The sequence below is a fragment of the Streptomyces sp. NPDC002851 genome, from assembly GCF_053591935.1.
This window is the reverse complement of record NZ_JBSFUT010000038.1, coordinates 51,060-65,179: the sequence shown is the minus strand read 5'-3', so window position 1 is coordinate 65,179 and position 14,120 is coordinate 51,060. Positions and strand designations below refer to the sequence as shown.

General features: G+C 70.6%; 13 protein-coding genes. 11 read left to right on the top strand and 2 right to left on the bottom strand.

Annotated elements, in window-relative coordinates; genetic code table 11:
• Positions 1 to 142: 142 nt before the first annotated feature.
• Positions 143 to 823, bottom strand: coding sequence for an N-acetylmuramoyl-L-alanine amidase (locus ACWD10_RS31040; RefSeq protein WP_451096950.1), 681 nt, complete (start codon positions 821 to 823; stop codon positions 143 to 145).
• A 105-nt stretch (positions 824 to 928) separates the two neighbouring features.
• On the opposite strand from ACWD10_RS31040, the gene mnmA reads away from it, so the two are divergent.
• Positions 929 to 2,062: a tRNA 2-thiouridine(34) synthase MnmA gene (gene mnmA / locus ACWD10_RS31035; RefSeq protein WP_451096948.1), complete on the top strand. Its 1,134-nt coding sequence runs from the start codon at positions 929 to 931 to the stop codon at positions 2,060 to 2,062.
• Positions 2,063 to 2,088: 26 nt separating this feature from the next.
• Here the strand turns inward: mnmA and ACWD10_RS31030 are convergent, their stop codons facing one another.
• Positions 2,089 to 2,415: a DUF427 domain-containing protein gene (locus tag ACWD10_RS31030; protein ID WP_451096946.1), complete on the bottom strand. Its 327-nt coding sequence runs from the start codon at positions 2,413 to 2,415 to the stop codon at positions 2,089 to 2,091.
• A gap of 83 nt (positions 2,416 to 2,498) precedes the next feature.
• Between ACWD10_RS31030 and ACWD10_RS31025 the strand changes: the two genes are divergently transcribed.
• From ACWD10_RS31025 to gatB, 10 genes are all read left to right on the top strand, one after another.
• Positions 2,499 to 3,302 (top strand): class I SAM-dependent methyltransferase, encoded by an 804-nt coding sequence (locus ACWD10_RS31025; RefSeq protein ID WP_451096944.1) that lies wholly within the window; start codon positions 2,499 to 2,501, stop codon positions 3,300 to 3,302.
• Positions 3,299 to 3,844, top strand: a complete 546-nt coding sequence (locus tag ACWD10_RS31020) for an LOG family protein (RefSeq protein ID WP_451096942.1) — start codon at positions 3,299 to 3,301, stop codon at positions 3,842 to 3,844. Before ACWD10_RS31025 ends, ACWD10_RS31020 begins: the two co-directional genes overlap by 4 nt.
• A gap of 50 nt (positions 3,845 to 3,894) precedes the next feature.
• Complete coding sequence (locus tag ACWD10_RS31015) at positions 3,895 to 4,593, top strand: SDR family oxidoreductase (RefSeq protein ID WP_451096940.1); 699 nt, start codon at positions 3,895 to 3,897, stop codon at positions 4,591 to 4,593.
• Positions 4,590 to 5,666, top strand: coding sequence for a methionine synthase (locus ACWD10_RS31010; RefSeq protein ID WP_451096938.1), 1,077 nt, complete (start codon positions 4,590 to 4,592; stop codon positions 5,664 to 5,666). The genes ACWD10_RS31015 and ACWD10_RS31010 overlap by 4 nt, the downstream gene beginning before the upstream one ends.
• A gap of 14 nt (positions 5,667 to 5,680) precedes the next feature.
• The gene (gene ligA, locus ACWD10_RS31005) at positions 5,681 to 7,882 is read left to right on the top strand and encodes an NAD-dependent DNA ligase LigA (protein ID WP_451096936.1); all 2,202 of its coding nucleotides are present in this window, start codon (positions 5,681 to 5,683) and stop codon (positions 7,880 to 7,882) included.
• Positions 7,883 to 8,130: 248 nt separating this feature from the next.
• Positions 8,131 to 10,221 (top strand): putative bifunctional diguanylate cyclase/phosphodiesterase, encoded by a 2,091-nt coding sequence (locus ACWD10_RS31000; RefSeq protein ID WP_451096934.1) that lies wholly within the window; start codon positions 8,131 to 8,133, stop codon positions 10,219 to 10,221.
• Between the two features lie 156 nt (positions 10,222 to 10,377).
• Entirely contained in the window at positions 10,378 to 10,674 is a 297-nt protein-coding gene (gatC, locus tag ACWD10_RS30995) for an Asp-tRNA(Asn)/Glu-tRNA(Gln) amidotransferase subunit GatC (protein WP_451096932.1), read from the top strand.
• A 5-nt stretch (positions 10,675 to 10,679) separates the two neighbouring features.
• The gene (gatA, locus tag ACWD10_RS30990; RefSeq protein WP_451096930.1) at positions 10,680 to 12,182 is read left to right on the top strand and encodes an Asp-tRNA(Asn)/Glu-tRNA(Gln) amidotransferase subunit GatA; all 1,503 of its coding nucleotides are present in this window, start codon (positions 10,680 to 10,682) and stop codon (positions 12,180 to 12,182) included.
• Complete coding sequence (locus tag ACWD10_RS30985; RefSeq protein ID WP_451096928.1) at positions 12,179 to 12,421, top strand: hypothetical protein; 243 nt, start codon at positions 12,179 to 12,181, stop codon at positions 12,419 to 12,421. The genes gatA and ACWD10_RS30985 overlap by 4 nt, the downstream gene beginning before the upstream one ends.
• A 16-nt stretch (positions 12,422 to 12,437) precedes the next feature.
• Positions 12,438 to 13,949, top strand: a complete 1,512-nt coding sequence (gene gatB, locus ACWD10_RS30980) for an Asp-tRNA(Asn)/Glu-tRNA(Gln) amidotransferase subunit GatB (protein WP_451096926.1) — start codon at positions 12,438 to 12,440, stop codon at positions 13,947 to 13,949.
• The last annotated feature ends 171 nt before the right edge of the window (positions 13,950 to 14,120 follow it).

Here is a 14,120-nt window from a genome sequence, read left to right as displayed (position 1 = left end):
CCGGTCGCCGCGGATCGGACCGCGCCCGCCGCGGAGCGGCCGATGGATGCAGTTGGTGCGGCGAGAGTGCGCCCGCCGCACCAGCGGCTGATGTCACGGCGGCGTCGCGGGCCCGCGGAGATCGGGGAGACAGGGCCTGGCGTTACGCGGCCCGTGCCGCCTTCCGTACGAGCCGTATGTACCGGTCCCAGTCCCAGTGCGGGCCCGGATCGGTGTGCGTGGCGCCCGGCACCTCGTTGTGCCCCAGGATGTGCTCGCGGTCGACCGGGATCTCGTACCGCGCGCAGATGTCCGCGCACAGCCGCGCCGACGACCGGTACATGACGTCCGTGAACGACGACGGCCTGTCCACGAAGCCCTCGTGCTCGATGCCGATGCTCCGCTCGTTGAACCCCCGGTTCCCCGCGTGGAAGGCGACGTCCAGCTCGCGCGCCATCTGTGTGATCTCACCGTCCTTCGCGCGGATCACATAGTGCGCGGCCGCCGCGTGCAGCGGGTCCTTGAAGACGCGGATCGCGGTGGCGTAGCTGCCCTGCGTGACATGCACGATGACGCGGTCGATCCGGTAGTCCGCGGGCCGGTCCGCGTACCGCAGATTTCCGCGCGAGGCCGCCACCCAGCGCGCGCCCGACTGGTCCACCTCGCCCTCGGTCCGCTGCTTGTCGACCCCGGGGATCCGCCACCAGAGGCGGGACAGCTCCTCCTGGAAGGTGAGCGCGGCCGCGCCCGCGACGACCGCGGAGCCGCCCCCGACGAGCAGCTTGCGTCTGCTCACGCCCTTCTTCTCAGTGCCCTCGGCCTTCGCATCAGTGCCCTCGGCCACCGCTTCCCCCGTAGTGCTCGTATGCCATGTAGCGCTCGTGTGCCATCCCGTGATCGTAAAAACGAAGCAAGAGCTTCAAAAGGTTCCGACTACTCTGGAACAGTTATGAGTGCCGATACCCCTGCCTCTCAGCGCCGCCTCCGCGTCCTCGCCGCCATGTCCGGTGGGGTCGACTCCGCCGTCGCCGCCGCCCGCGCCGCGGAAGCGGGCCACGACGTGACCGGAGTGCACCTCGCGCTCTCGGCGAACCCGCAGTCCTTCCGCACCGGCGCCCGCGGCTGCTGCACCATCGAGGACTCCCGTGACGCCCGCCGCGCCGCCGACGTGATCGGCATCCCCTTCTACGTCTGGGACCTGGCCGAGCGGTTCCGTGAGGACGTGGTCGAGGACTTCATCGCCGAGTACGAGGCCGGTCGCACCCCCAACCCCTGTCTGCGCTGCAACGAGAAGATCAAGTTCGCGGCGCTGCTCGACAAGGCGCTCGCGCTCGGCTTCGACGCGGTCTGCACGGGTCACTACGCCAAGGTGATCGAGAACCAGGACGGCACCCGCGAGCTGCACCGCGCCTCCGACATGGCCAAGGACCAGTCGTACGTCCTCGGGGTCCTGGACGACCGGCAGCTCGCGCACGCGATGTTCCCGCTCGGCGACACCGTCACCACGAAGGAAGAGATCCGCGCCGAGGCCGAGCGCCGCGGCCTCGCGGTCGCGAAGAAGCCGGACTCGCACGACATCTGCTTCATCGCCGACGGCGACACCCAGGGCTTCCTCGCGAACCGCCTGGGCAAGGCGGAGGGCGACATCGTCGACGAGTCCGGCGCGAAGCTGGGCACCCACGAGGGCGCGTACGGCTTCACCATCGGCCAGCGCAAGGGCCTGCGGATCGGCACCCCGGCCCCGGACGGCAAGCCGCGGTACGTCCTGGACATCTCGCCGGTGAACAACACGGTGACGGTCGGCCCGGTGGCCGCGCTCGACGTCACCGGGCTCACCGCGATCAAGCCCCGCTGGTGCGGCGCCGCCCCGGCGGGCTCCGGCGCGTACACGGCGCAGCTGCGCGCCCACGGCGACGAGACCCCGGTGACCGCGGAGCCGGTCGGCGACGAGCTGCATGTCTCCTTCGCCGAGCCGGTCCGTGGCGTCGCCCCGGGCCAGGCGATCGTCCTGTACGACGGCACGCGCGTGGTGGGCTCGGCCACCATCGCGTCCACGGTCCGCCGTACTACGACGGCGGCGTAGGGCTGGTCGCCCCCGGTAGGGCTGTGCTACGCGAGCGTCTCTACTTCGTAGAAGCAGAAGTGGCCCTTGATGTCGGCCACTTCGGGTTTCGGGTCCGGGTACGCCCACACCAGGTCGGGGGCGTCCGGCAGGGACCAGTAGGAGGCGGTGCCCTTGAACGGGCAGTACGTGTGGGTCTCGGACGGGGTCAACAGGTCGGTGCGGACGTCGTCCTCAGGGAGGTAGTAGCGCGCGGGATAGCCCGTCTCGCGCAGCACCAAGGGGCGGGAGCTCTCCGCGATGACCTGCCCGTCACGCACCACGCGTACGTGCTGCGTGCCCTGCTCGACGGTGATCACGTGTCCTTCAGTCACTGATCTGTCCTTTACGGTGTGGATTCGGCCACTTGTCATAGGCGGTAGATCTGCCGTCAATGGTGATCCCGGTGGAGGTATCCATGGAACCCGGCGCCCTGTCCCGCAACCGCGGGAGCCTGCGACACAAGATCCGCTACGCGGTCCGGCACCCCGGCCGCGTACCCGCCCATCTGCGCCGCTCCGCGCGCGACGCGATCCTGCGCGTACGGCACCGCTGGGACCACGTGGCGTACTACCGCGCCGTGATGGCCTCCGACGCGGCGCGCAGCGCGGAGGCCGCGGTCGGCGGCGGGCCCTCGACGGCCCGCTGGCGCGAGATCGGGCAGATGCAGTTCGACTACCTGGTGGAACACGGCCTCGCGCCCAAGCACCGGATGCTGGAGATCGGCTGCGGCAACCTGCGCGCGGGGCGGCTCTTCATCGACTTCCTCGAACCCGGCAACTACTACGGCATCGACATCTCGCCGGACATCCTGATCGCCGCCAAACGCACCCTCGTGCGCTATGGACTACAGGAGAAGCTGCCGTATCTGACCGTGACCGACAACCTCACCTTCGACTTCCTGCCGGACGCGTCCTTCGACGTCGTGCACGCGCACAGCGTCTTCTCGCACTCGCCGCTGCACGTCATCGAGGAGTGCTTCGCGCACATCGGCCGCATCCTCGCCCCCGAGGGCTTCTTCGACTTCACCTTCGACCGCACCGAGGGCGAGGAACACCACGTCCTGCGCGAGGACTTCTACTACCGCACCGAGACGCTGGTCCGGCTCGCCGCCGAGTACGGCCTGGAGGCGCGGTTCATGGCGGACTGGGAGAAGAGGCCGCACGGCCAGTCCAAAATCCGCATTACGCACGCGCGCGTGGACCGTACGGTGAGCGCATGAACATCTGCGTCTTCCTCTCCGCTGCCGACCTCGACGACCGCTACACCCGCCCCGCCCGCGAGTTCGCCGAACGCCTCGGCAAGGCCGGGCACACCCTGGTGTGGGGCGGCTCGGAAGCCGGTCTCATGAAGGTCGTCGCGGACGGCGTACAGGAGAAGGGCGGCCGACTCGTCGGCGTCTCCGTCGAGTTCCTCTCCGAGAAGGCGCGGCCGGTGACCGCGCCCGACGAGATGGTGATCACCAAGAACCTCGCCGACCGGAAGGCGCTGCTCCTGGCCAAGGCCGACGCCGTCGTGATCATGGTCGGCGGCACCGGCACCCTCGACGAGGCCACCGAGATCCTGGAGCTGAAGAAGCACGGCAGGACCGACAAGCCCGTGGTGCTGCTCAACACCGCGGGCTTCTACGACGGCCTCAGGACCCAGTTCCGGCGCATGGAGGACGAGGGCTTCCTGCCGGTGCCCCTCTCCGACCTGGTGTTCTTCGCCGATGAGCCCGCCGAGGCGCTCGCCTGGTTGGAAGGCGCCGTCGGCACCCGCTGACCTGGGCAACCGCCTGCCTGTTCAACAACCCGGACCGGGCTGTTGCGACAATGTGCCGCATGGCTACACATGTGATCACCGGGTCCGGTTCCGGTATCGGCGCGGCCGTCGCGCGCCGTCTGCACGAGCGCGGGGACGACCTCGTGCTGCTCGCGCGCGACGCGGGCCGCGCCAAGGAGCTCGCCGAGCGCTACCCCGGCGCCCGCACCCTCGTCGGCGACCTGGCCGAACCCGACCGCCTCTCCTGGGCGTTCTCGCACCAGACCATGCCCGACCGGGTCGACTCGCTGCTGCACATCGCGGGCATCGTCGACCTCGGCGCGGTCGGCGACCTCACCCCCAAGGTCTGGCGCGCCCAGCTCGACGTGAACCTCATCGCCCCGGCCGAGATCACCCGGCACTTCCTGCCCCAACTCCGGCTCACCCACGGCAAGGTGATCTTCGTGAACTCGGGTGCGGGCCTGACCGCGCACGCCGACTGGTCCGCGTACGCCGCCTCCAAGCACGGCCTCAAGGCGCTCGCCGACGCGCTGCGCCAGGAGGAGAAGCCCCACGGCATCCACGTCACCTCGGTCTACCCGGGCCGCACCGCCAGCCCCATGCAGGCCAAGGTGCACCAGCAGGAGGGCAAGGAGTACGACGCCGAGCGCTTCATCGACCCCGAGTCGGTGGCCACCACGATCCTGATGGCCCTCGACCTGCCGCGCGACGCCGAGGTCAACGACCTGACGGTGCGGCCGGGCCGATGACCGAGCACAGCGAGCACAGCGAAAGCACGCCACATACGCCGCGTACGCCGCCCGTCTGGGGCCCGGCCACCGGCGTCGGCTCGATGCCCGGCGGCGACGCCCGCGAGGCCGCCAAGGCCGTCACCGGCACCTTCGAGGACTTCCCGCACCTGCCGGAGCTGCCCGCCCGCGGCCCCGGCGCCGACATGATCGGGCGCACCGCGGGGCTGCTCGTGGACGTCTACGCGCGCGTGGAGCCCAGCGGCTGGCGGATCGGCGACCGGCCCGGTATGGACACACGGCGCGCCCGCTCCTGGCTCGTCGAGGACCTCGACGCCCTGGAGGAGTTCACCCAGGACTACGCGGGCCCGCTGAAGGTGCAGGCCGTCGGACCCTGGACGCTTGCCGCCGCCCTGGAACTGAAGAACGGCGAGGCCGCGCTCTCCGACCCCGGCGCCTGCCGGGACCTCACCGGCTCGCTCGCCGAGGGCCTGCGCGCACACCTCGCGGACGTACGCCGCCGGATCCCGGGCGCCCGCCCGGTGCTCCAGCTCGACGAGCCGTCCCTGACCGCCGTACTGCGCGGGCAGGTCAAGACGGCCTCCGGCTACCGCACCCACCGCGCCGTCGACCGGCAGGTGGTCGAGTCCGCGCTGCGGGACCTGATCGATGCCGCCGACGACACCGACGACACCGATGACACCGACGTCGCCGGAGTGCCGGTCGTCGTCCACTCCTGCTCGCCGGACGTGCCGTTCGCGCTGCTTCGCCGGGCCGGGGTGGCCGCGGTCTCGTTCGACACCGGACTGCTCACCGAGCGTGACGACGACGCGATCGGCGAGGCCGTGGAGGCGGGCCTGCGGCTGTTCGCCGGCGTCGTGCCGTCCACCGACACCGCATTGTCAGACCCTGCCAGTACCGTCAGTGGTGTCAGGACGCTGTGGCGCAGGCTGGGGCTGCCTCCGGGTTCCCTCGCGGAATCGGTCGTGGTCACGCCGTCGTGCGGTCTCGCGGGGGCCTCTCCCGCGTACGCCCGTAAGGCCCTTGCCCACTGCGTCGCGGGCGCGAGATCACTCGCGGACAACCCTCAGTAACGGGAGGACATACGGTGGCCGGCGACAAGGACGCACAGACTGCGACAGCGGCGCAGAGCGTGCCCGCGAAGGCACGCGAGGAGCACGCGCGCCTCGCCGAGCAGATCGAGGAGCACCGCTTCCGGTACTACGTGAAGGACCAGCCGGTCATCAGCGACGCGGAGTTCGACAAGCTGCTCCGCTCGCTCGAGGCCTTGGAGGAGAAGCACCCCGGGCTGCGCACCCCCGACTCACCGACCCAGAAGGTCGCCGGTACGTACGAGACGGACTTCGCGGAGGTCCAGCACCGCGAGCGGATGCTCTCCCTGGACAACGCCTTCGACGAGGAGGAGCTCACCGCCTGGGCCGACCGGGTCGCCAAGGAGGTCGGCACCGGCTCCTACCACTTCCTGTGCGAACTGAAGGTCGACGGCCTGGCCGTGAACCTGACGTACGAACACGGCCGCCTCACCCGCGCCGCGACCCGCGGCGACGGCCGCACCGGCGAGGACATCACGCCGAATATCCGGACGATCTCGGACATCCCCGAGCGCCTGAGCGGCGACCGCATCCCGGACCTGGTGGAGATCCGCGGCGAAGTCTTCTTCCCCATGGAGAAGTTCGAGGAGCTCAACGCCCGCCTGGTGGAGCACGGCGACAAGCCCTTCGCCAACCCGCGGAACGCGGCGGCGGGTTCGCTGCGCCAGAAGGACCCGCGCGTCACCGCGACGCGCCCGCTCCACATGGTCGTGCACGGCATCGGCGCCCGCGAGGGCTTCGACCTCGACTGCCTCAGCCACGGCTACGACCTGCTCAAGGAGTGGGGCCTGCCCACCGCCCTGCACAACAAGGTGGTGAAGGGCATCGAAGACGTACGCGAGTTCATCGCGTACTACGGCGAGAACCGGCACTCCGTGGAGCACGAGATCGACGGTGTCGTCGTGAAGCTCGACGAGATCCCGCTCCAGGGACGCCTCGGCTCCACCTCGCGCGCGCCGCGCTGGGCGATCGCCTGGAAGTACCCGCCGGAGGAGGTCAACACCAAGCTGGTGGACATCCGCGTCGGCGTCGGCCGCACCGGCCGCGTCACGCCGTACGCGTGCGTGGAGCCGGTCACCGTCGCGGGCTCCGAGGTCGAGTTCGCGACCCTGCACAACCAGGACGTGGTCAAGGCCAAGGGCGTCCTCATCGGCGACACGGTCGTGCTGCGCAAGGCCGGGGACGTGATCCCGGAGATCCTCGGCCCGGTCGCGGACCTGCGGGACGGCACCGAGCGGGAATTCGTGATGCCCGCGGGGTGCCCCGAGTGCGGCACCGCGCTGCGGCCCATGAAGGAAGGGGACATCGACCTGAGGTGCCCCAACTCCCGCTCCTGTCCGGCCCAGTTGCGCGAGCGCCTGTTCTACCTGGCGGGCCGCAAGAGCCTGGACATCGAGAACTTCGGGTACGTCGCCGCCACCGCCCTCACCCAGCCCCTGGAGCCCGCTGAGCCGCCTCTGCGGGACGAGAGTGGCCTGTTCGACCTCACCGTCGAGGAGCTCCTGCCGATCAAGTCGTACGTCCTCGACCAGGACACCGGGCTTCCCAAGCGGGACCCGAAGACCGGCGAGGAGAAGGTCGTCACGTTCTTCGCCAACCAGAAGGGCGAGCCCAAGGCCAACACCCTGGCGATGCTGAAGAACATCGAGGCAGCCAAGGAACGGCCGCTTGCCCGCATCCTCACCGGCCTGTCGATCCGTCATGTCGGGCCGGTCGCCGCCGAGGCCTTGGCCCGCGAATTCCGCTCCCTGGAGCGGATCGAGGAGGCGAGCGAGGAGGAGCTGGCCGCCGTCGAGGGCGTCGGGCCGACCATCGCCGCCTCGCTCAAGCAGTGGTTCGAGGAGGACTGGCACCGCGAGATCCTGCGCAAGTGGCGGGCCGCCGGGGTGCGGATGGAGGAAGAGGGCGCCGAGGACCAGGGCCCGCGCCCGCTCGAGGGCCTGACGGTCGTGGTGACCGGAACCCTCCAGGGCCATACGCGGGACGGCGCAAAGGAAGCACTGCAGAGCCGTGGCGCGAAAGTGACCGGATCTGTCTCGAAGAAGACCTCATTCGTGGTCGTCGGAGACAACCCGGGCTCGAAGTACGACAAGGCAATGCAGGTCAAAGTGCCGGTTCTGAACGAGGACGGTTTCGCCGTTCTCCTCGAACAAGGCCCGGACGCGGCACGGGAAGTGGCGCTTCCGACCGAGGAGTAGCGGTTGAAGGCCACCCGTTCGGCGCATACCAGATGCATATGGGTGGCCGGGTCGCATTCGGGCAACCATGGGCGACCGCTGCCCGAGTAAGCCTTCCGCGGCCTACTGTTGAAGATGTGCGCCTGCCGTGCCCAGCTGCGAATGGGGCCTCCCCTGCTCCTTTAGAGCTTGGGGAAGGGTTTCGGACGCGGCGGCATCTGGCACGAGGCCGCGTGGCGTGGGCACCGCCGGCAGTGAGAGGGACGGGAATGAAACCGACCGAAAGCGCCGATCCGGTGTCAGGGCTGCGCCGGTTGACCGTCCCTCCGCTGCCGGCCGTCGTCATGGCGGTGGCCGCGCTCGCCCTCGGCGCGGGCGTCATCCGCGCACTCACCGATGACCACGCCGTGTTCCCCGGCTCCGTCCCGGGCTGGTCCCTTGCCGTACTCACCGGCGTCATCGTGGGCCACCTGGTGGCGCTCGGGCGGGAACGCTGGTGGGGCGGCACCGGTTCCGGCGCCGCCCTCACCCTCGCCGTGCTGCTGCTCTACGGCTGGGTGCCCGCGGGCCTCGTCAGCCTGACCGTCGTCGTCCTGGTCGGCCTGGCCCGGCGGCACCGTTGGCGCCAGGGCGTTCTGCACGGCGCCGTGGACATCCTCGGCATCGGCGCGGGCGCCCTGGTCATGGCGGCCTTCGGGCAGGCGCCGACGGTCGAGGACCCCTGGGAGCCGGAGAGCTGGACCCTCTGGTCCGGCCCGGAGATCGCCCTGGTCGCCTTCGCGTACCTCGTGGTGACCCGGCTGCTCCTCTGGTACGTGCACGCGCCGCACGCCCTCGGCCTGCCCACCGTCGCCCGCACCGCCTTCGTCAGACAGGCCCTCGTCGGCGTCGCGCTGCTCGGTATCGCCCCGCTGATCTGCGTCGTCGCGGTCGCCCTGCCGATCCTGCTTCCGCTGTTCGCGGTGCCCCTGATCGCCCTCGACTCCACGCTGTGGATCGCCCGGGCCCGGGCCGAGGAGCAGCTGCGCGACCCGCTCACCGGGCTGCCCAACCGGCAGTGGCTGTTGGAGCGCACCTGGACCGCGCTTGACGATGCCGAACGCATCGGGGCGCGTTCGGCCCTCGTATTGATCGACCTCGACCGCTTCCGTTCCGTCAATGACACCCTCGGTCATCTCGCCGGGGACCGGCTGCTCCTGCAGATCGCGGACCGGCTGCGGCAGGCGCTGCCGCGCGGCGCGGAGGCGGCCCGGCTCGGCGGCGACGAGTTCGCCGTGCTCCTGCCGACCTGCGACTCCATCACCAGCGCCCAGCGGGTGGCGCGCACCCTCGTCGCCGAGCTGAGCTCGCCGCTCGACCTCGACGGCCTGACCCTCGTCCTGGAGGCCAGCGCCGGGCTCGCCGTCTTCCCCGAGCACGCGCCGGACGCCGAGGGGCTGCTGCGCCGGGCCGACGTGGCGATGTACCAGGCGAAGCGGGACCGTACGGGCGTCGAGGTGTACGAGTCCAAGCGGGACTCCAACACCCCGGACCGGCTCGGCCTGCTGGGCGACCTGCGCCGGGCCCTGGACGCCGGGGACGTCGAGCTGCACTACCAGCCCAAGGTCCGCTTCGACGGCCAGGTCGCCGGGCTCGAGGCCCTGGTGCGCTGGGTGCACCCGGAGCGCGGCAAGGTCCCGCCGGACGAGTTCATCGCCATCGCCGAGTCGTCCGGCCTGATGCCGCACCTCACGGAGTACGTCCTGGAGACCGCCCTCGCACAGGTCGCGCGCTGGCAGGCGGCTGGTCTGAAGGTCCCGGTGGCCGTGAACGTATCGCCGCGCGATGTGCACACCCCGGGGTTCGCGGGCGCGGTGGCCGCGCGCCTGGCCCGGCACGGCGTCCCCGCGGGGGCGCTACAGCTGGAGATCACGGAACATGTGCTCCTGGAGGACCCGCAGCGGGCCGCCGACACGATGGCCGGGCTCACCGGGCACGGCGTGAAGATGTCGCTCGACGACTTCGGCACCGGCTACTCGTCCCTGGTGCACCTGCGGCGGCTCCCGGTGAGCGAGCTGAAGATCGACCGTTCCTTTGTGGCGCGGCTCGCGGTGGACAACGAGGACGCGGAGATCGTCCGCTGCACCGTCGACCTCGCGCATTCCCTCGGGCTGCTCGTCGTGGCCGAGGGCGTCGAGGACGACGAGACCTGGGAGCGGCTGCGCGACCTCGGCTGCGACGCGGTCCAGGGCTGGCTGGTCGCGGCGGCGATGCCGCCGGAGGAGACGACGGCGTGGCTGCGTGCGCGCGGTGCCGACGGGTGGCGGCGCCCGGCGGAGCTGGAGGCCGCGGAGCGGTCGTCCGGGCACGTGGTGCAGTAAGCCCTCGGGGTGCCGGGGCCGGGGCGTACGTGACGGTGCCCTGAGCCGTGGGCACAGCGGTTATCCACAGCCGTCGGAAGCCGTTCACGCGCACCGCGCCGGGCCCCATAGGATTGGGCCAGACACCACCATCACGCTCACCCAGTGAGGATCCGCATGCCTGGCATCACGCGCGAGGAGGTTGCCCACCTCGCCCGGCTGGCGCGTCTGGAGCTGAAGCCCGAAGAGCTCGATCACTTCGCGGGCCAGCTCGACGACATCATTGGCGCGGTCGCCCGCGTCTCCGAGGTCGCCGACCAAGACGTACCGCCGACCTCCCACCCGCTGCCGCTGACGAATGTCATGCGCGCCGACGAGGTGCGTCCGTCGCTCAGCCCCGAGCAGGCGCTCTCCGGCGCTCCGGCCCAGGAGCAGCAGCGTTTCAAGGTGCCGCAGATCCTGGGGGAGGACTGAGTCGCATGACGGAGCACAGCAACATCATCAAGCTCACCGCCGCCGAGATCGCCGGCAAGATCGCGGCCGGTGAGCTCACCGCCGTCCAGGTCACCGAGGCCCATCTGGCCCGGATCGAGGCCGTCGACGAGAAGGTGCACGCCTTCCTGCACATCGACCGCGAGGGCGCCCTCGCGCAGGCCCGCGCCGTCGACGAGAAGCGGGCCCGCGGCGAGAAGCTCGGCCCGCTCGCGGGCGTGCCGCTCGCGCTGAAGGACATCTTCACCACCGAGGGCATCCCGACCACGGTCGGCTCCAAGATCCTCGAGGGCTGGATCCCGCCGTACGACGCGACGCTGACGAAGAAGCTCAAGGAAGCCGACGTCGTCATCCTCGGCAAGACCAACATGGACGAGTTCGCCATGGGGTCCTCCACCGAGAACAGCGCGTACGGCCCGACGGGCAACCCGTGGGACCTGACCCGCATCCCCGGCGGCTCCGGCGGTGGCTCCTCCGCCGCCCTCGCCTCCTTCGAGGCGCCGCTCGCCGTCGGCACCGACACCGGCGGCTCCATCCGCCAGCCCGCCGCCGTCACCGGCACGGTCGGCGTCAAGCCGACGTACGGCGGGGTCTCGCGGTACGGCATGGTCGCGTTCTCCAGCTCCCTTGACCAGGGCGGCCCGTGCGCCCGTACCGTCCTCGACGCGGCCCTGCTGCACGAGGCGATCGCCGGGCACGACCCGCTCGACTCCACCTCCATCGACGCCCCGGTCCCGCCGGTCGTCGAGGCCGCGCGGAACGGCTCGGTGGCCGGGATGCGCGTCGGTGTCGTCAAGCAGTTCGCCGGTGAGGGCTACCAGGCCGGTGTGGTGCAGCGGTTCAACGAGTCCGTGGAGCTGCTCAAGGAGCTCGGCGCCGAGGTCGTCGAGCTGGACTGCCCGTCCTTCGACCTGGGCCTGTCCGCGTACTACCTGATCGCGCCGTCCGAGTGCTCCTCGAACCTGGCCCGCTTCGACGCCATGCGGTACGGCCTGCGGGTCGGCGACGACGGAACGAAGTCCGCCGAGGACGTCACCGCGCTCACCCGCGAGGCCGGCTTCGGGGACGAGGTCAAGCGCCGCATCATGCTCGGTACCTACGCCCTGTCGAGCGGCTACTACGACGCGTACTACGGCTCCGCGCAGAAGGTCCGCACGCTCATCACCCGGGACTTCGAGAAGGCCTTCGAGCAGGTCGACGTGATCGTCTCGCCGACCACGCCCACCACCGCCTTCCCGATCGGCGAGCGCGTCGACGACCCGATGGCGATGTACCTCGCGGACGTCTGCACGCTGCCCACGAACCTGGCGGGCAACGCCGCCATGTCGCTGCCCTGCGGCCTCGCGCCGGAGGACGGCCTTCCGGTCGGTCTGCAGATCATTGCCCCCGCCATGAAGGACGACCGCCTGTACAAGGTGGGCGCCGCCGTCGAGGCCGCCTTCGTGGAAAAGTGGGGCCACCCGCTCCTTGAGGAGGCACCGTCGCTGTGAGCAAAGCGCTGTCCAAGGCCAAGGGCTTCAAGAAGTCCAAGACCGGCACGTATCTGTCCATCGGCACCACCGCGTTCGGGGCGATCAACGTCGCCAAGCAGGCCAAGAAGGCCCGCGCCGAGCACGACACGCTCAAGCTGGTCGACGCCGTCGTCTCCGCCGCCGCCATCGTCACCGGCCTCGCCCTGCTCTACCGCGAGCTGAAGCGCCTCGGCGACGACGACGTCCTGTTGGGCTGAGAGGGAAAGTTTCACCGTGACTGTCACCACCGACCTGGTGTCGTACGAGGACGCGCTGGCGTCGTACGACCCCGTCATGGGCCTCGAAGTCCATGTCGAACTCGGCACCCGCACCAAGATGTTCTGCGGCTGCTCCACCGAGCTCGGCGCCGAGCCCAACACGCAGACCTGCCCCACCTGCCTCGGCCTGCCCGGCTCGCTGCCGGTGGTCAACGCGACCGGCGTCGAGTCGGCCGTCAAGATCGGTCTCGCCCTCAACTGCGAGATCGCCGAGTGGTGCCGCTTTGCCCGGAAGAACTACTTCTATCCGGACATGCCGAAGAACTTCCAGACGTCCCAGTACGACGAGCCGATCGCCTTCAACGGCTATCTGGACGTCCAGCTCGAGGACGGCGAGGTCTTCCGCGTGGAGATCGAGCGCGCCCACATGGAGGAGGACACCGGCAAGTCCAAGCACGTCGGCGGCGCGACCGGCCGTATCCACGGCGCCCAGCACTCGCTGCTCGACTACAACCGGGCCGGTATCCCGCTGATCGAGATCGTCACCAAGCCGATCGTCGGCGCCGGTGAGCGCGCCCCCGAGGTCGCCAAGGCGTACGTCGCCGAGCTGCGCGAGCTCATCAAGGCGCTCGGCGTCTCCGAGGCCCGCATGGAGATGGGCCAGATGCGCTGTGACGTGAACCTGTCGCTGCGCCCCAACGGCACCGACAAGTTCGGCACCCGCAGCGAGACCAAGAACGTCAACTCGCTGCGCAGCGTCGAGCGCGCCACCCGGTACGAGATCCAGCGGCACGCCGCGATCCTGTCGTCCGGCGGCACGATCGTGCAGGAGACCCGGCACTTCCACGAGGACGACGGCTCCACGACGTCCGGCCGGGTGAAGGAAGAGGCCGAGGACTACCGGTACTTCCCGGAGCCCGACCTGGTGCCGGTGGCGCCGACGCGCGAGTGGGTCGAGGAGCTGCGCGCCGGTCTGCCGGAGCTGCCGCGGGTGCGCCGCAACCGGCTGCGCGAGGAGTGGGGCATCTCCGAGCACGACATGCAGTCGCTGCTCAACGCCGGTGCCATCGACCTCATCGTGGCCACGATCGACGCGGGCGCCCCGGCGGACCAGGCCCGCAAGTGGTGGATGGGCTCGCTGGCCCGGAGCGCCAACGAGCAGGACAAGGCGCTCGAGGACCTGGACATCACGCCCACGCAGGTGGCCCGGGTGTGCGCCCTGGTCGCCGCCGGTGACCTCAACGACAAGCTGGCCCGCCAGGTGATCGAGGGCGTGCTCGCGGGCGAGGGCGACCCGGACACGGTGGTCGAGAAGCGCGGTCTGAAGGTCGTCTCCGACGAGGGGGCCCTGACCACCGCCGTCGAGGAGGCCATCGCCGCCAACCAGGCCATCGCGGACAAGATCCGCGGCGGCAAGGTGGCCGCGGCCGGTGCCCTGGTCGGCGCGGTCATGAAGGCCACCCGCGGCCAGGCCGACGCGGCCCGCGTCAAGGAGCTGATCCTGGAGAAGCTCGGCGTCGAGGGCTGACGGCCTCGCCTGCGTACGTAGGGAGGGCGGAACCGGAGCGACCCGGTTCCGCCCTCTTCGCGTATGCGGACGCGGTTGGTTCCAGGCCGAACTCTTGGGCATTCACCGCGACTTCGTCCGCAGGTCTTCACAGGGAAACCGGACGTCACTACCGTCCCGCCCGAACCACCC

Coding starts and splice junctions, on each gene's coding strand:
- gatC (WP_451096932.1), top strand. CDS start 10,378: ATGCCTGGCATCACGCGCGAGGAGGTTGCCCACCTCGCCCGGCTGGCG.
- ACWD10_RS31025 (WP_451096944.1), top strand. CDS start 2,499: ATGGAACCCGGCGCCCTGTCCCGCAACCGCGGGAGCCTGCGACACAAG.
- mnmA (WP_451096948.1), top strand. CDS start 929: ATGAGTGCCGATACCCCTGCCTCTCAGCGCCGCCTCCGCGTCCTCGCC.
- ACWD10_RS31015 (WP_451096940.1), top strand. CDS start 3,895: ATGTGCCGCATGGCTACACATGTGATCACCGGGTCCGGTTCCGGTATC.
- ACWD10_RS31000 (WP_451096934.1), top strand. CDS start 8,131: ATGAAACCGACCGAAAGCGCCGATCCGGTGTCAGGGCTGCGCCGGTTG.
- ACWD10_RS31010 (WP_451096938.1), top strand. CDS start 4,590: ATGACCGAGCACAGCGAGCACAGCGAAAGCACGCCACATACGCCGCGT.
- gatA (WP_451096930.1), top strand. CDS start 10,680: ATGACGGAGCACAGCAACATCATCAAGCTCACCGCCGCCGAGATCGCC.
- ACWD10_RS31020 (WP_451096942.1), top strand. CDS start 3,299: ATGAACATCTGCGTCTTCCTCTCCGCTGCCGACCTCGACGACCGCTAC.